Here is an 18,660-nt window from a genome sequence, read left to right as displayed (position 1 = left end):
GCTTTTCGCCTACGACTTTAGTCTGATGTATTCGGGCCCTGTGCGAGCTGGGGCCGATACATGTGCGTTACACCGCTGTTTCGCACAATTAACAAGGCCTCCGCTGTGTCAGCGGGGGCCGGCTTGCCGGCGATGAGGCCAGTGGCGCCCGTACTGCACCGCCCACCTGTCCCCAGAACCCATGACCAGATACTGCGCACGTCAACACTGACTGGGCGCGGGATGGACCCTGTTGCCCTGTGATTTCTCCCGAAAGATCGAGGGCAATTGCAATGGCCAATTTCAGCAAGTCGGACCTGGAATTCATTCTCAAACAAATTTTCATCGCCGAAGCCCACGCAGATGGCGCCAGCCTGATCGACCTGCTGCCCAACAGCCAGGTGCCATTTGGCCTGCGCACCGTCGACGGCAGCTACAACAACCTGGTGGCCGGACAAAGCGAGTTCGGTGCCGCCGACAACTCATTCCTGCGTCTGCTCGATGCCTCCTACCGTGCCAACTATGTAGGCACCGGCAATGTCGTCGATTCGCAGCCCCGTACCATCAGCAACCTGATCGTCGACCAGACGGCGAACAACCCGGCTGCAGTCGAGGCCAACGGGGGCGCCGCCCCGGTAATGAGCCCCGGCATCGACGGGGTGTTCGGCACCGCCGACGACAAACCGGTGTTCTTCATCCCCAACGTGTCGCCGGACGTGGGCCTGACTGCCGGTTTCAATGCCTGGATGACCTTCTTCGGCCAGTTTTTCGACCATGGCCTGGACCTGGTCACCAAGAGCAGTACCGACATCGTGTTCATCCCGCTGCGCCCGGACGACCCGCTGTACAACGCCAGCAGCCCGACCAACTTCATGGTGTTGTCACGCGCCGTACGCACCGCCGGCGCCGATGGCGTGGTGGGCACCACCGATGATGGCCAGCCCAACACCACCTCGCCTTTCGTCGACCAAAGCCAGACCTACAGCTCGCACCCCTCGCACCAGGTGTTCCTGCGTGAGTACATGCTCGACGCCGCAGGTGACCCGGTGGCAACCGGCCGGCTGATCACCAACCGCGACCTTGGCGCGGACGGCAAATTCGGCACTGCCGACGACGGCAACAGCGAAAATGGCGGCATGGCCACCTGGGCGGTGGTCAAGGCCCAGGCGCGCGACCTGCTGGGCATCAACCTCACCGACGCCGATGTGCACAGCGTGCCGCTGCTGGCCACCGATGCCTACGGCAACTTCCTGCGTGGGCCCAACGGCATGCCGCAGGTGGTCATGCGCGTGAACAACGGCGCCGACGGCATCGCCGGTACCGCCGACGACGTCACGACGCTGGTCGAAGGCAACCGCGCCGCGCCCATCAGCTTGGCCAATGCCGTGAGTACCGGGCATGGCTTCCTCGACGATATCGCCCACAATGCCGAGCCGGTGAAGGTTGGCGGGGTACTGCAAGCCGACGCCGACAGCGCCGTCGGCAACGTGCAGCCAGTGGGCCCAGGCGGCAACAACCTGACCTACGACAACGAACTGCTCGACGCCCACTACATCGCAGGCGACGGCCGGGTCAACGAAAACATCGGCCTGACCGCCGTGCACCACGTGTTCCACTCCGAGCACAACCGCCTGGTGCAGCAGACCAAGGACACCCTGTTGGCCGCAGGCGACCTGGCGTTCCTCAACGAATGGCTGATCGATGACGTCACCGCCATCCCCACCACGCCCGCCGGCATCGCCGCCCTGGTGTGGGACGGCGAGCGGCTGTTCCAGGCCGCCAAGTTCGGCACCGAAATGCAGTATCAGCACCTGGTGTTCGAAGAGTTCGCTCGCACCATCCAGCCGCAGATCGACGAGTTCCTCGCCCCCAATGGCTACGACACCTCGATCAACCCGGCCATCCTCGCCGAATTCGCGCATGTGGTGTACCGCTTCGGCCACTCGATGCTCACCGAAACTGTCGACCGCTTCGACCCATCGTTCAACCCAGTCTCCGGCGACCCAGCCAACCCTGACCAGCAACTGGGCCTGATCGCCGCGTTCCTCAACCCATTGGCATTCGCCGGCAGCGGTGCCACCGCCGACGAAGCGGCAGGCGCGATCATTCGCGGCGTTACCCGCCAGCTGGGCAATGAAATCGACGAGTTCGTCACCGAAGCCCTGCGCAACAACCTGCTCGGCTTGCCGCTCGACCTGCCGGCGCTGAACATCGCCCGTGGCCGCGACACCGGCATCCCCAGCCTGAACGAGGCGCGCCGCGAGTTCTATGGCGCTACCGGTGACAGCCAGCTCAAGGCCTACATCAGTTGGGCCGACTTTGCCGACCACCTCAAGCACCCGGCCTCGCTGATCAACTTCATCGCCGCCTACGGTACCCACAGCAGCATCACCGGGGCCACCACCGAAGCGGCCAAGCGGGCTGCCGCGGTGGCGCTGGTGCTTGGCGGCGCGGGTGCGCCGGCCGACCGCCTGGACTTCCTCAACAGCACCGGTGCCTGGGCCAACGTGACGCTGGCCGGCAAAGACGGCATCGCCGGCACGGCTGACGATATTGCCGGGGTGACGGTCAGCGGGGTCGATGCCATCGACTTCTGGGTCGGCGGCCTGGCCGAGAAAAAAATGCCCTTTGGCGGCATGCTGGGTTCCAGCTTCAACTTCGTCTTCGAGACCCAGCTGGAAGCGCTGCAGAACGGCGACCGCTTCTACTACCTGTCGCGCACGGCGGGCATGAACTTCGGGACGGAACTGGAAAACAACTCCTTTGCCAAGCTGATCATGCTCAACTCCGACGTGACCCACCTGTCCAATACCGTGTTCCTCACGCCGACCTTCACCCTCGAAGTCAACCAGGCCAACCAGTTCACCGGGCTGGGCGCCGACGGCAAGGCCGACCCGACTGGCGGCATCGAGATCAACGGCGTGGAAATCGTACCGCTGGTGATTCGCGACAACCCCGACACCGTCGGGCCAGACAGCAACTATCTGCATTACACCGGCGAAGATCACGTGGTGCTGGGGGGCACCTCCGGCAACGACATCATCATCTCTGGCGACGGCGACGATACCGTCTATGGCGATGCCGGTGACGACGTGCTTGAAGGCGGTGCGGGCAACGATGCGGTGTTGGGCGGTGCCGGCGACGACATCATCACCGACTCGTTCGGCGACAACCGTCTTGAGGGCAACGCCGGTAACGACGTGATCGTCGCCGGCAGCATGCTGGCAGCCGGCAACCTGATCCTGGGCGGTGACGGCCAGGATTTCATCATCACCACCGAAGACATTTCCACCACCTTCGGCGGCCAGGGCGACGACTTCATCCTCGGCGCCAAGACCAACCTGCCACCGACCGGCAACGAGGGTGACGACTGGATCGAGAAGGGCACCCAGGACGGTGCGCCCGGCGACAACTTTGCACCGCTGCTGGGTGACGAAGTGGTCGGCAACGACATTTTCGTCGGCGGCGGTGGCTTCGACGAAATGATCGGTGAGGGCGGCGACGATATCTTCGTCGGCAGCGATGCCCAGGACAAGATGGACGGCATGTCCGGCTTCGACTGGATTACCAACAAGAACGACAAGGTCGGTGTCACCGTGGACCTGAGCCTGGCCGCATTGGCCCAGCCCCATGGCAATGCACCGAACCAGAACGCCGGCGTGTTCAACCCGGTCGGTGCTTCGCCGGCCAGTATCCTCGACCGCTTTGCCGAGGTCGAAGGGGTGTCCGGTTCCCACTACGCCGACGTGCTCAAGGGCGATGATGTCGATGCCGTGACCATCCTCAACCATGGTGGCGCCACCGGTAGCGCCCTGACCAATGTGGCGCTGATTCGTGGCCTGCAGCAGTTCCTGGCCGATGCGGGCTTGCCTACCACGGGCTTTGCCACCGGTAACATCATGCTCGGTGGCAATGGCAGCGACCTGATCGAAGGCCGAGGCGGCGATGACCTGATCGACGGTGACAAATGGCTGAACGTGCGCATTGCCGTGTACGCACCGGGTGACGTCAACCACACCGGCCCCGAAATCGCCAGCTTCGACAGCATGGTCGACATGATCCCGTTCATGCTCGATCGCACCTACAACCCAGGCCAGCTGAAGGCTGTGCGTGAAATTTTGCCTGGCACCTCGACGGGCGGCGCGGCCTTTGACACTGCCATTTTCTCGGGGGTGCAAAGCGAATATGTAGTGAGCCAGAACACCAAAGGCACGGCCGATGTTGCCGATGATGTGTGGACGGTGACCGACACCGTGGCGGGCCGCGATGGCGTCGATACACTGCTGCATATCGAACGCCTGCAGTTCGCCGACAGCCAGCGCGTGCTGGTGACAGGCGTGAACGCACAACCCACGGGCAGCCCGACCATCACCGATGGCAACGGTGCCGCCATTACGGTAGGTGATCTGCTTACGGTGAGCGTGGCCGGTGTGCGTGACGCCGACAACATCAGCGCAGGCAACCCGCTGGGTACGCTGGCCGACCGCTCGGTGTCGTACTACTGGCAGTTCGAGGCGGATCCCGGTAGCGGTGTGTTCCAGGACATCATCCTGCTGCCGGCCGGCGACTTGGCATTCCAGAGCGCCGATGGCACCTCGTTCAAGGTATCGCCAGACCTGGCCGGGCTGAGCCTGCGGGTCAAGGCGATCTACCAGGACGCCCATGGCACCACCGAAGTGCTGTTCTCTGCGCCAACGGCCGTTGTGCAGCCCGGTGCGCCCGTGGTGCCGACGCCGGCCACCCCGGTGGTGGACGCCACGGCAGGGGGGGAGGGGTTGCACATGGTGCGCTCCGACCTCAACTTCATCCTGGCCCAGATCAAGATCGCCGAGGCCGATGCCGCCGGGCAGGACATCCTCTCGTTGATCCCCAACATCCGCGCGCCCCTGGGCCTGCGTGCGGTCGATGGCTCGAACAACAACCTGATGAACCTCAATGGCCACAACAACACCCAGTTCGGTGCCGCCGACAATGTCTTCCCGCGCTTGACCGACCCGGTGTTCAACCCCGCGGAAGGTGCCCCGGCCGGCTTCTTCGGCCCTGGCTCGCCGGCCATTCCCGGCTCGTCGTACCAGCAGACCAGCGGCCCGGTGTTCGACTCGCAGCCGCGCACCATCAGCAACCTGATTGTCGACCAGACCTCCAATAACCCGGCAGCTTATGCCACCGCCTATGACCCAGGTGCCGATGGCGTGCTCAACTTCGGCGCGCCTGGCAACGACGACGTGCTCAAGGATGGCGTACGCATCGTCGCCAGCCCAGGTATGGATGGCCAGTTCGGCACCACGGACGACCACGATGTGTACCTGTTCGAGAACACCGCTGCCGATGCCGGCCTGTCCGCGCCGTTCAACGCCTGGATGACGTTCTTCGGGCAGTTCTTCGACCATGGCCTGGACCTGGTCACCAAGGGCGGCTCGGGTACCATCTACATCCCGCTGCAACCGGATGACCCGCTGTACGTGGAGGGTGGTTTCACCAACTTCATGGTGGTGACCCGTGCCACCAACCTGCCAGGGCCGGATGGCATCCTCGGCAACGCCGACGATATCCACGAGCACACCAACACCACTACGCCGTTCGTTGACCAGAACCAGACCTACAGCTCGCACCCTTCGCACCAGGTGTTCCTGCGTGCCTATGTGATGACCGACGACGGCCCCGTTGCCACTGGCCGGCTGATCACCAACCGCGACCTGGGCGCCGATGGCAAGTTCGGCACCGCCGACGATACCGAAATCGGCGGCATGGCGACCTGGAAGGTGGTCAAGGCCCAGGCCCGCGACCTGCTCGGCATCAACCTGACCGATGCCGACGTCGACAACGTGCCGCTGCTGGCCACCGACGCCTACGGCAACTTCATCAAGGGGCCGAACGGCTACCCGATGGTGGTGATGAAGGGCCTCGACGGCATTGCCGGCACGGCCGATGACCAGCAGGTCGAAGGCAACCCGTTGGCGCCGATCAGCCTCACCAACGCCGTGCGTACCGGGCACCAGTTCCTCGCCGACATTGCCCACAATGCTGTGCCGGTGTTCAGTGGTGGGGTATTGGCGCCGGACGCCGACAACGTCGTTGGCAACGCCGTGCCGGTCAACCCGCAGACCGGTGCCAACCTGGCCTACGACAACGAACTGCTGGATGCGCACTACATCGCCGGCGACGGTCGGGTCAACGAGAACATCGGCCTGACTGCCGTGCATGCGATCTTCCACGCCGAGCACAACCGGCTGGTGGCGCAGACCATGGACACCGTGCTCGACTCGCACGATCTGGCGTTCCTCAACGAATGGCTGCTCAACCCGGTCACCGCATTGCCGGTCACCCCGGCCGAGATCGACGCACTGGTATGGAACGGCGAGCGGTTGTTCCAGGCGGCCAAGTTCGGTACCGAGATGCAATACCAGCATCTGGTGTTCGAGGAGTTCGCCCGTACCGTGCAGCCACGGGTCGACCTGTTCTTTGCCCCGACCCAGGTGTACGACGTCGACCTCGACGCGTCGATCGTGGCCGAGTTCGCCCACACCGTGTACCGTTTCGGCCACTCCATGCTGACCGAGACTGTCGACCGCTTCGACATCGACTTCAACGTCATCAAGGACCCGGCCAGCGCCAACCCCGACCAGCAACTGGGCCTGATCGCCGCGTTCCTCAACCCGCTGGCGTATGCCGCCAGTGGCGTTACCCCCGAGGACGCCACCAGCGCCATCGTGCGTGGCGTCACCCGCCAGGGCGGTAACGAGATCGACGAGTTCGTCACCGAAGCGCTGCGCAACAACCTGCTCGGCCTGCCGTTGGACCTGCCAGCGATCAACATCGCCCGTGGTCGCGACGTTGGCATCCCTTCGCTGAACGCCGTGCGCCGTGATGTCTACGGGCAAACCGGTGATACCCAGCTCAAGCCGTACACCAGCTGGGTCGACCTGGTGCAGCACCTGAAGCACCCTGAGTCGCTGATCAACTTCATCGCGGCCTATGGCACCCACAGCAGCATCACCGGGGCCACCACATTGCTGGAAAAACGCGCTGCGGCCATGGCCCTGGTGTTCGGCGGCGAGGGTGCGCCGGCCGACCGCCTGGACTTCCTCAACAGCAGTGGCGCCTGGGCCAATGTGACGCTGCCCGGCAAGGACGGTGTGCTGGGTACTGCCGACGACCTGAAGGCCGTCACCATCACCGGCGTCGATGCCATCGACCTGTGGATCGGCGGCCTGGCCGAAGAGAAGACCCCGTTCGGTGGCATGCTCGGCAGCACCTTCAACTTCGTGTTCGAAAACCAGATGGAGAAACTGCAGGACGGTGACCGCTTCTACTACCTGGAGCGCACCTCTGGCCTGTCGATGAACGCCGAGCTGGAAAGCAACTCGTTCGCCAAGCTGATCATGGCCAACACCTCGGCCACCCACCTGCCAGGCCTGGTGTTCTCCGACCCAGGCTTGTACCTGGAGCTGGACCAGAGCAAGCAATACAACGACGGCCTTGGTCATGCCGACCCGCTGGGCGAAAACGGCGAACAGGTGGTGTTCCGCGACAGCCCGCTGACGGCTGGCCCGGACAGCAACTACATCCGCTATGCCGGTGCCGAGCACATCGTGCTGGGCGGCACCAACGGTGACGACATCCTGGTGTCCAGCGAGGGTGACGACACGGTCTGGGGCGATGCCGGCAACGACCGCATCGAGGGCGGTGACGGCAACGACCAGCTGCGCGGTGGTGCCGGCGACGACATCATCAGCGACATGGGCGGTGACGACAACATCCAGGGCGGCGACGGCAACGATGTGCTGCACGGCGGCAATGGCGTCAACCTGATCATCGGCGGTTTCGGCAACGACTTCATCGTCACCGGTGAAGACGCCTCCGAAGCCATCGGCGGCCAGGGCAACGACTTTATCCTGGGCAGCAAGGCCAACGAGCAGGACATGGGTAACGAAGGCGACGACTGGATCGAGAAGGGCACCTCGGACGGTGCGCCTGGCGATAACTTCGACCCGTTGGGCAACGACCCGATCATCGGCAACGACGTGTTCATCGGCGGTAACGAGAACGACAAGTTCAACGGTGAAGGCGGCGATGACATCATGGTCGGCAGTTTGGGCTTCGGCGACCGCTATATCGGCGGCTCGGGCTACGACTGGGCCACCTTCAAGGGCCTGGCCCAGGGCGTGACCATCGACTACAGCGACCGCTTCTTCGATGTGCCGCCAGTACCGGGTTCGGGCGCTTCGGCGCTGGTGCGCTTCGACATCATGGAGGGCCTGTCGGGTTCGGCCCATGGCGACTTCCTGCGCGGTGACAACGAAGATGCCGCCAGCTTGCCGACCAATGGCGCCACGGGCAGCGTGCTGACCAACATCAGCCTGATCAACGGCCTGTCCAGCCTGCTGGCGGCGGGTGCGACATTCTACGATGGCGGCAACATCATCCTCGGTGGCAGCGGCAGCGACCTGATCGAAGGCCGTGGCGGCGATGACATCCTCGACGGCGACAAATGGCTGAACGTACGCATCAGCGTACGCGCCAATCACGATGGCACGGGCCCTGAAATCGCCAGCTTCGACAGCATGGAACCGATGGTGCCGTTCATGCTCAATGGCACCTACAATCCCGGCCAGCTAGTGATCGTACGGGAGATCCTCAACGGCACCGACAACTATGACACGGCGGTGTTTTCGGGGGTTGCCACCGATTACAGCGTGGTGGTCGATGGCAACGCGGTGATCGTCACCGACCTGGTGGCCGGGCGCGATGGTGTCGACCACCTGACCGGTATCGAGCGGCTGCAGTTCTCTGACCGCTCGCAGGCCTCCGGCGTGGGTACCGCCGTGAACGCCGGCCCGACGGGGCACCTGGTGATTCTTGACGATGCTACCGGGGTGCGTGACGACACACCGGTCACTGGCCAACTGCTGCGGGTAACACCGCTGGCGGTGCATGATGCCGACAACGTGAGCGCGGCCAACCTGAACGGCGCAGTCAACGGCCCTGTGGCGTATTACTGGCAAGTCGAGAACCTGCCAGGCTCGGGGGTGTATGAAGACATCACCTTTGTTGCCGCTGGCGAAGTTTCGCGGGCCATTGGCACGACCTACCGGGTCACGGACGATGTGGCGGGCCTGAGCATCCGTGTACGTGCGGTGTACCAGGACGCCAAGGGCACACTGGAAATCGTCGATTCGTCGCCCAACAGCGCGCCAAGCGCCGGGCCAGCCGTGACCGGGCTGCTGGTGCAGAACCAGACGCTCACCGCCAACCCGGCGACCATCGTCGATGCCGATGGCCTGAGCAACCCACAGTTCACCTTCCAGTGGCAGGCCAACCGGGGTGTGGGCTGGGTCAACATTGCCGGTGCCATCAGCAGCACCTTTGTCCTGACCCAGGCGCAAGTGGGGCAGAACATGCGGGTGGTGGTCAGCTACGTGGATGACTTCGGCGTGCACGAAAGTGTCGCCTCCGACATCCTCGACCCGGTGGCCAACGTCAACGATGCACCGACCGGTGCCGTGCTGATCAGCGACACCACGCCAGACCAGGGCCAGACACTTACCGCGCTCACGGGCGGTATCGCCGACCTCGATGGTTTAGGTGCCTTCAGCTTCCAGTGGCAGCAAGGCACGGGCGGCACCTTCGCCAACATTGCCGGCGCCACTGCGGCCACCTTTACGCCGGGCTTCGCCCAGGGAAACCAGCAGTTGCGGGTGATCGTGCGTTACACCGATGGCTTTGGCACCCTGGAGTCGCTGACCTCGGCGGCCACCGCAGCAGTGACCGTGCCGCCAGGCGTGGTGCTGACGGGTACCAACGCTGCCAACACCCTGACCGGTGGTGCGGGCAACGACGTGATTTCGGGCCTGGGCGGCAATGACATCCTCAATGGCCTGGCCGGTGCCGACCAGCTGTTCGGGGGTGTCGGCAATGACACCCTCAACGGGGGGGACGACGCCGACCTGCTCAACGGTGAAGATGGCAACGACATCCTCAACGGCGGGCTGGGTGCGGATGTGATGAACGGCGGTGCTGGTAACGATACCTTCGTGGTCGATAACGTCGGTGACACGGTAACCGAAGCACTGAACGGTGGTACCGACCTGGTTCAGACCAGCCTGGCCAGCTACACCTTGGGCGCCAACGTCGAAAACCTGACCTACACCGGCAGCAGTGCCTTCACCGGTACCGGGAACGCGCTGGCAAACACCATCACCGGTGGCGCCGGCAACGACCTGCTCAACGGCGGTGCGGGTGCCGACCGCCTGGTGGGTGGCGTGGGCAACGACACCTATGTGGTGGATGATGCCGGCGACGTCGTGGTCGAAGCCACTGGGGCAGGGACTGACCTGGTGCGTACCACGTTGGCCAGCTACACCATGGCCGCCAACGTCGAGAACCTCACCTACACCGGGGTGGGTAACTTCAGCGGCACTGGTAACGGCCTGGCCAACATCATCAACGGCGCGGCGGGCAATGACACGCTCGCCGGCGACGGTGGCAACGACATCCTCAACGGCAACGCTGGCAACGACACCCTCAACGGCGACGCCGGCAACGATCAGCTGTTCGGCGGCCTGGGTGCCGACCGCCTGAACGGTGGTGGTGGTGATGACAGCCTCGATGGTGGCGATGGCAATGACACGCTGCTGGGGGATGCGGGCAACGACACGTTGCTGGGTGGTGCTGGCGATGACAGCCTGGACGGTGGCAATGGCAACGACTCGTTGCAGGGCGGCGATGGCAACGACACGCTGTTCGGTGATGTCGGCACCGACACCTTGATCGGGGGGGCCGGTAACGACTTCCTCAACGGTGCAGGCGGTAACGATACGGTGGTGGGTGGTGCCGGCAACGACACCATGATGGCAACCGACGGCAACGACGTGTTCCAGTTCGCGGCCGGCTTCGGCAACGACCTGATCATCAACTTCGATGCCATTGCGGCGGGTGGCCAGGATCGGCTGGACATCACCGCCCTCAACATCACCGCGGCTACCTTTGCCGCCAGCGTTACCATCGCCGATGTGGGTGCCGATACGCTGGTCAGCATCGGCGCTGCCGACTCCATCCGCCTGGTGGGGGTGGCGGATGCGACCACGGTGACTGCTGCGGACTTCATCCTGGCGGGTTGAGGGCCTGAAGGCAAAGCTGTTGGTGTCAAATGCCGGGGGCCGCACAGCGGCCCCCGGCTCATTGCCCCACCAGTTCTCCCAGCAACCGCTGCTTGTACCCCTGCAACACCTGGCTATCGCGCTGGCGCGGGTGCGGCAGGTCGATACGCAGGTCCTCGCGAATGCGCCCTGGGTGTGCATCCATGACGATCACCCGGTCGCCCAGGTACAACGCTTCTTCGATGTCATGGGTCACCATGATCACCGTGCAGCGCTCCTGTACCCAAATGCGCTGCAACTCCTGTTGCAAGCGCACTCGGGTCAGTGCATCCAGGGCGCCAAGCGGTTCGTCCAGCAACAGCACCTTGGGCTTGTTCACCAGGGCACGGGCAATCGCCGCGCGTTGGGCCATGCCGCCGGACAACTGGTGCGGGTAGGCCTGCTCGTAACCACTCAGGCCCACCAGGTCGATGTGCTCGGCCACCAGGCGGTTCTTCTCCAGCGCCGGTAGCGCATGGTTTTTCAAGGCCAGGGCAATGTTTTGCTGCAGGGTCATCCAAGGGAACAGGCGGTGGTCCTGGAACACGATGCCGCGCTCCAGGCCTGGCCCGCGCACGGGTTGCTGGTCCAGCAGGATCTGCCCCTGGTAGTCCTGATCGAGCCCGACAATCAGCCGCAGCAGGGTGGATTTGCCACAGCCACTGGCGCCGAGGATGCTGACGAATTCGCCAGGGCGAATGGCCAGGTCGATGCCTTCGAGCACCGGTACCGGCTTGCCTTTGAGCGGGTACGCTTTGTTCAGGCCGCGAATGGTCAGCGCGCCAGTGCTGGCGGTGGTGGGTAAAGCGTGGGCGATGGCGTTCATGGTTGGGCCTTTCAATGGTTGGTGCGCCAGCGCAGCAGGCGGCGGGTGAGCAGGGTGCACAGCCAGGACATCAGGTAGCCACTCAGGCCGATGCACAGCACGCAGACCACGATGATCTCCATGCGTGCGGTGGCTTCGGCATTCATCATCAGGCTGCCAAGGCCGGCGCCAGCGGACAGGAACAGTTCGCTGCCCACCGAAGTTACCCAGGCGAAGGCCAAGGCCTGCAGCACCCCGGCGGCAATGCCAGGCAGAGCCGCCGGCAGCAGGATCAACCACAGTTGCTGCCAACGGCTGAGCATCAGTACCTGCGCGGCTTCTCGGTGCTGGGCAGTGACCTGGCGCAGGCTTTCGAAGGTGTTCAGCACCATGGGGTACAACGCCGCCAGGCTGACGATCAACAGCTTGGCGCCTTCTCCATTACCGAGCCACAAGGCAATCAGCGGGATCCAGCCCAGCATCGGTACCTGGCGCAGGGCATGGAACAGCGGCGCGATCAGGCGGTTGGCCGGTGCGGACAGGGCCATCAGTGCCCCCAGGCCGACACCGCCGACAATGCCGATGGCCAGGCCGCTGCAGGTGCGCAGCAGGCTCGCCCACAGGTTGACCAGCAATTCACCGCTGCCCAGCAGCTCGGTCAGTGCCGTGCCCACTTGGGCCAGTGGCACGAAGGCATAGGCACCGGCCGCCCCCTGGCGCGAGGCATATTCCCATGCACCGAGCAGCAACAGCGGTAACACCAGGCCACGTATGTTCTGCAGTTTCATCTCATCCTCCTCAGCGGTTTTGCCAGGCAGAAAGGCGCCGTTCCACACGGCGCAAGGTGAAATCCAGGGCAAAGCCGATCAGCCCGGTCAGTACCACGCCGACCATCACCACATCGATGCGTAGCATCTGCCGGCCCATCTCGATCATCTGCCCCAGGCCGCTGTCGGCCGCCAGCAGTTCGCAGGCCACCAGCACCACCCAGGCGCGGGTCAGGGCCACGCGAATACCGGTGACGATGGCCGGCACAGCAGCGGGCAGGGCAATCCGACCTACCAGCGTGGGCCAGCGCAAGCGGTACACCGCTGCCACTTCGAAATGACTGCGCGGGATCGCGCGGATGCCTTCGCAGGTGGCCAGTGCCACAGGGAAGAACGCAGTCTTGGCGACGATGACCACCTTGAAGGTTTCGTCGACGCCGAACAGCAGCACGAACATCGGGATCAGCGCGATGCTGGGCACCTGGCGCAAGGTATGGAACAGTGGGGCGCAGTAGGCCTCCACGGTTTTCGACAGGGCCAGCGCCGCGCCAAAGGCAAGGCCTGCCAGGGCACCACCGGTAAAGCCCAGGGCCAGCCGCGACAGGCTGCCGGCCAGGTGTTCCTGAAGCTCGCCGGTGGCCAGCAGGTCGGTGAGGCTGTGCCATACCTCCAGTGGCGGGATCAGCAGGTTGGCCGGAAACAGCCCAGCGTTGGCCACCGCCGCCCAGAGGGTGAGCAGGGCCAGGGGTGAGATGAACCAGGAAAGGGACGAGAGCACGCGCATGGCTGGCCTTGGATAAACAGGGGATACCGGGGTATCGCAAGAGCTGTGCCAGGCGGAGAAAGCCCCGGATTGCGAGGCTGAAGGTCGAGTGTGGTGCTTGAGCAGCAGCGATATGCTGCTTGAGCAGCAGTCATTCAGCAGTATCGGTGCTGGCTTCTTCGCGGGCTTGCCGGCGAAGAAGCCAGCGCGGTATCAGATCAGAAATCGTAACTCACACTGGTGTAGTAGAACGCCCCCTGCGCCCCCTCCGGGCTGGTGATGGAGTATTTCGGTACGCCATACAGCTGTGCGCCCTTGAGCTTGTCCGGGTGGCTGTCGAACAGGTTGATCGCACCCGCCGACAAGGTCAGGCCCAGGTCGAAACGGTATGACACGTCAAGGTCGGTCACCCACTGCGGGCTGAAGGTCTGGTCCAGCGTCGGGTTGGCAGCGTTGCGGTTTTTCCACTCGCCATAGCGGCGCTGGGCCACGGTGACGCTCCAGCCGTCATACAGCCAGTTGGCGCTGAGGGTCAGCTTGTCCTTGGGCGTACCGTCCTCGATCAGGCCCTGGGTGTTGCGGCCGATGATCTGGTTGCCGGGGATGCCGCCCACGTCGTCCAGGCCGGTGATGCGGGTATTGTTGCGCGCGTAGCCGCCGTTTAAGTCCAACCGGCCCCAGCCGGTCAGGTCCAGTTGGTAGTGGCCGGCCAGCTCGAAGCCATCGGTGCGGGTGTCGGCGATGTTGCTGTAGAACGCCGCGCTCTGGATGTTTGCGTAGGGCGTACCGGCGAAGATCGGGCCGACCACCGACGCCGGCAACTGGTCGGACAAGGTAATGCGGTTGTCGATGTCGATGCGGTAGGCATCGAGTGTGACCGACGCGTTTGGCAGTGGCCGCCAGACCAGGCCCACGGAGAAGTTGGTCGACTCTTCCGGCTTCAGCGCCTTGCCGCCAAGCAAGGCGGCCTCGGGGCTGTCGGCGCGCAGGGTGCGTTGCTGCACCTCGACCCAGTTGCCGCTGCCCGGCGGTTGTTCCACCACCTGCACGCTGAACGACGACAGCCCGCTTTGCACCAGTGAAGGCGCGCGGTAGCCGGTGCTGGCGCTGGCCCGCGCGGCAATCTGCGGGGTGAAGTCGTAACGCAGCGACAACTTGCCGTTGGTGGTGTCGCCAAAGTCCGAATAGTGCTCGCTGCGCACCGCCACACCGGCCTGGAATTTCTCGGTGACCTGGGCTTCGACATCGAAGTAGGCGCCGATCACCCGGCGGTCCAGCGACACCGCATCGACCTGGGTGATGCCCGAGTAGTAGCCGGGGATACGCCGGCCGGTGACAGGGTCGATCGTGTTGAACAGTGGCCCGTTGGACCAGCCGGCGGCGTCGCCCTCGCTGAGGTCGTAGTTTTCCTGGCGCCAGGCCAGCCCGGCGGACACGGTCAGCGGCTTGAACAGCCAGGCGTTGGCGAAGTCGCGGGTCCAGTCCAGGGTCAGGTTGGTCTGGTCGGCTTCGCGGCGGCCGGTGTAGATGGTCGACGGACTGGCGGTGCCCCAGCTGGGGTTGATGGCGTCGTGGTCGGTGGAATCGACGCGGTTGTCGCCGTAGTTCAGCGCCAGGTCGAAGTTGCCCAGGGTTTCGTTTTCAAAACGCAGGCCGCCAGTGACGGCAAAGTCTTCCAGGCCGTAGCGGGTGACTGGCAGGCGGCCGTCCGGGTAGCGCGCCAGGGCTACGCTGCCGTAGTTGTTGCGCAACGTGGTCGGCGGGTCGAAGAAGTTCTCGGCGTCGGTGTTCTTGTGCGCATAGGTGGCGAAGCCATAGGCACTCAAGCCTTCGCTCAAACCCATTTCAGCGTTGGCGGTAAAGTTGTACTGGTCCGAGACATTGCCCGAGCCCCAGCGCCAGTTGCGGTAGCGGTTGTTCTGCTCGCGCGGGGTGTCGATGCTGGTGGAGCCTGGGTAGAACAGGCGGTTGTCGTCGCGGGTGTCGCTGGCCGGGTCCTGGCTGCCCGCGTCGAATGCCAGGGTCAGGAAACCGTCGTTGGGCAGGGCAAAGCCCTTCCAACCGCTGAGTTTTCGCTGCAGACCGTCGCCTTTCTTGTAGCCACCGAAGCGGTAGCCGGCGTTGCCGCCTTCGTCGCGCTCCTTGAGCACGATGTTGATCACCCCGGCGATGGCGTCCGAACCGTATTGCGCAGCGGCGCCGTCGCGCAGGATTTCCACCCGTTCGATGGCCGACAGCGGGATCAGGCTGAGGTCCACTGCTGCCGCACCACGGGCGTTGACCAGGCCCTGGCGGGTGACGTTGGCGCTGGTATGGCGGCGCTTGCCGTTGACCAGTACCAGTACCTGGTCCGAGGCCAGGCCGCGCAGCGAGGCGCCTTGGGCAATGGAACCAGCAAAGGCGCCTTGGGGCGACTGCGGGAAACTGAACGAGGGTGACAGCGCGGTAAGCGCTGCGGACAGGTCGCTGGCGCCGGTTTCCTGAAGTTTTTCACCGCTCAGCACATCGACTGGCGCGGCGCTTTGCAGGGCGGTGACGTCGCTGCGATGGGTGCCGACCACGACCACGGTGTCGAGGCGGTCGTTGGGTTCGGCGGCGAATGCGGGCATGGCGAGGCCGGCGATGGCCAGGGCGATGGCGCTGGCCAGGGGGGTGTGGTGGGGCATGGGTAATCCTTCTATACGGCGTGATGCCTTGGGGCTGCTGCGCAGCCCATCGCGACGCGAGGCCGCTCCTACAGAGGGAGCGCGGGCTCCTTGTGGCAGCAGCCCAATGGTTTTCAATCAGAAGCGGCTGGTAACGCTGAGCCCGACGGTGCGTGGGTCGCCGTAGGTGATCACGTACTGCCCGGCAGTGCCGTTGGGCCGGCCATGCACCTGGTAGCGGCGGTCGGTGAGGTTGTTGACGAAGCCCGTCACGCTCAGCTTGTCGTCATGGCTGAACCAGCTCAGCCGCGCGTTGGCCAGGGTGTAGTGGGGCTGGCTGAGGGTTTCGTCGGCGCTGCTCTGGCGGTCGGCCAGGAAATACTCTTTGTCGCGGAAACTCACGTCGCCACCGGCCACCAGCTTGCCGCCGACCTCCAGCGGGATGGTGTAGTCGGCACCCAGCGACACCACGTTGCGTGGCGAGCGCACGAAGCTGTTGCCGCTGTAGTCGCCGGTTACCGCGCCGGTGGTGGGGTTGGTGTTCTTGAAATCGGTGTACTCGGTGTCCAGGAACGACACCGCCGCGCGCAGGTGCAGGCGCTCGGTCGGCTGGCCCTCGACCTCCAGCTCCGCGCCCTTGACCTTGCCTTTGGCGCCGTTGGTCAATGCGGTGGTGAGTACGCCGCTGTTCACTGTCAGCAGGTTCACCTGGATGTCGGAGTAGTCGTAGTAGAAGAGGTTGGCGTTGACGGTCAGGCGACGGTCGAACCACTCCGACTTCAGCCCCAGTTCGTAGGCATCCAGTTCTTCCGGGTCGACCGTGGTCAATTGCGCCAGGCTGGTCGACAGCCCGGTGTTGAAGCCACCCGAACGGAAGCCGTGGGCGTAGCGGAAGAACACCCGCAGGTTGTCGTTGATGCGGTACTCGGGGGTCAGGTCGTAGGTCCAGGCTTCCCAGGTCTTGTCTTCCTGACGGTTGCCGTTGGTGCCTACGCCGCCCAGTGGAATCAGCGGGCCGTTGGCCGTGGCGCGGGTCAACTGCACCAGGTCCAGGTCGATGTCCTTTTTCTCCTGGGTCCAGCGCAGGCCGCCGGTCACGCTGAAGTCATCGGTGAAGTCATAGGTCAAGTTGCCGAACAGCGCGTAGCTGTCGGTGCGGTGATCGTAGCCCAGGTCGCGGAACGCGGTAGTGCCCACCTGGTTCGAGCCGGTACCGTTGGGCGTGGGGCCGGGGGTGACGATGCGCTGGGCAGAACTGTCCAGGTCTTCATGGAAGTAGTGGGCGCCCACCAACCAGTGCAGTGGGCGGTCTTCCGGCGAGGCCAGGCGCAGCTCCTGCGACCACTGGCGGTAGCTGTTGTCGGTGATGGCCGCGCCGTTGACCTCGTAGGGGGTGTAGTCGGCATCGCTGGTGGAGCGGTTGCGGATGTAGTCGTAGGCGCTGATCGAGGTCAGCGTGTAGTCGCCCAGGTACCAGTTGAAGGTCAGCGAGGCGCCGTCGTGGTCCAGGCGGTAGTCTTCGTTGACGTTCAGCGAAATGTCGCGACCCTGCGGGCGTTCGTAACCGACGTTGTAGTAGCGGCCCACCGGCAGCGAACCATTGCTGCCGTCGCCTTTGAACTGGCGGCTGTGCAGCTTGAGCAGGGCGTCCAGGTCGGGGTTGAGCTGGGCCAGGAACTGCAGGCGGATGGCCTTTTTGTTCACGTCGCCATAAGTGTTGCCGTCGAAGTCGTTGTTCTGGAAACCGTCGCGTTCTTCGGAATACAGCGCTACTCGCCCGGCCAGTTTTTCATCCACCAGCGCACCACCAATGGCACCGGTGACGATGCGCTCGTTCTTGCTGCCAAAGCCGACCGTGCCATAGCCATCGGTGTCGAACGTCGGCTTTTTCGAGATCACGTTCACTGCACCGGCAGTGGTGTTCTTGCCATACAGGGTGCCTTGCGGCCCACGCAGGATCTCGATGCGTTCCAGGTCGAACAACGGCCCGCCACCGGCGATGGGGGCGTTGAGGTACACGTCATCGGCGTAGATGCCCACTGGGTAGACCGTTGCCGCACCGGTGTCGCCGGTGCCCAGGCCACGGATGTACCAGCGCGGGCGGCCGTCGCCGTCGGGGTTCTTGGCCGAGGCGTTGGGCACGAAGGTGGTGATGTCGCCCATCGAGCGCACACCGTCGGCAGTGATGCTGGTGCCTTTGATGGCCGATACGGCGACCGGGACTTCCTGCAAGGTCTGTTCGCGATGCTGGGCGGTGACGGTGACAGTTTCCAGGGCTGGTTCGTTTTTATTGTTTTCGTCGGCGGCGATAGCCTGGCTGCCGGTGCCGGCCAACAGCAGCGCGAGGCTGATCTGGCGGGCCAGTGGATGACGTTGGTGCATGGTGAATCTCCCCGTATGTAAAGCGTTGTTGGGGAGAGCTAGAGCAGGGACTGTGCCATGTTGTTAAGTTATTGATGTATAAAGATTTTATTTGAACTATTGGGCTGTGTTGCAGATTGGGCAGCAGTGGGGTGCTGGGCGAGTGCTGCTGGGGCAGCAGTGGTGGGGCTCAGATTGTCGG

General features: G+C 64.3%; 6 protein-coding genes. 1 reads left to right on the top strand and 5 read right to left on the bottom strand.

Annotation, left to right across the window (positions count from 1 at the left end; genetic code table 11):
• The first annotated feature begins 272 nt into the window (after positions 1–272).
• A complete protein-coding gene (locus tag ACNQP3_RS17285; protein WP_264316274.1) occupies positions 273–11,099 on the top strand; it encodes a peroxidase family protein in 10,827 nt (3,608 codons plus the stop codon).
• A 58-nt stretch (positions 11,100–11,157) separates the two neighbouring features.
• Here ACNQP3_RS17285 and ACNQP3_RS17280 read toward each other — a convergent pair whose 3' ends face one another.
• The 5 genes from ACNQP3_RS17280 to ACNQP3_RS17260 all read right to left on the bottom strand — a co-directional run bounded on the left by ACNQP3_RS17280 (position 11,158) and on the right by ACNQP3_RS17260 (position 18,479).
• Positions 11,158–11,943, bottom strand: coding sequence for an ABC transporter ATP-binding protein (locus tag ACNQP3_RS17280; protein ID WP_012272973.1), 786 nt, complete (start codon positions 11,941–11,943; stop codon positions 11,158–11,160).
• Between the two features lie 11 nt (positions 11,944–11,954).
• Complete coding sequence (locus ACNQP3_RS17275) at positions 11,955–12,710, bottom strand: ABC transporter permease (RefSeq protein ID WP_012272972.1); 756 nt, start codon at positions 12,708–12,710, stop codon at positions 11,955–11,957.
• A 10-nt stretch (positions 12,711–12,720) separates the two neighbouring features.
• Complete coding sequence (locus ACNQP3_RS17270) at positions 12,721–13,473, bottom strand: ABC transporter permease (RefSeq protein ID WP_060492925.1); 753 nt, start codon at positions 13,471–13,473, stop codon at positions 12,721–12,723.
• 197 nt (positions 13,474–13,670) lie between these two features.
• Positions 13,671–16,118: a TonB-dependent receptor plug domain-containing protein gene (locus tag ACNQP3_RS17265; protein ID WP_012272970.1), complete on the bottom strand. Its 2,448-nt coding sequence runs from the start codon at positions 16,116–16,118 to the stop codon at positions 13,671–13,673.
• A 117-nt stretch (positions 16,119–16,235) separates the two neighbouring features.
• The gene (locus ACNQP3_RS17260) at positions 16,236–18,479 is read right to left on the bottom strand and encodes a TonB-dependent receptor (protein WP_012272969.1); all 2,244 of its coding nucleotides are present in this window, start codon (positions 18,477–18,479) and stop codon (positions 16,236–16,238) included.
• Positions 18,480–18,660 lie beyond the last annotated feature (181 nt).

Source organism: Pseudomonas sp. LFS074, assembly GCF_047978165.1.
Classification (GTDB): domain Bacteria; phylum Pseudomonadota; class Gammaproteobacteria; order Pseudomonadales; family Pseudomonadaceae; genus Aquipseudomonas; species Aquipseudomonas putida_P.
Note: the sequence above shows the minus strand (reverse complement) of the source record. Positions and strands in the feature narration are given on the sequence as shown.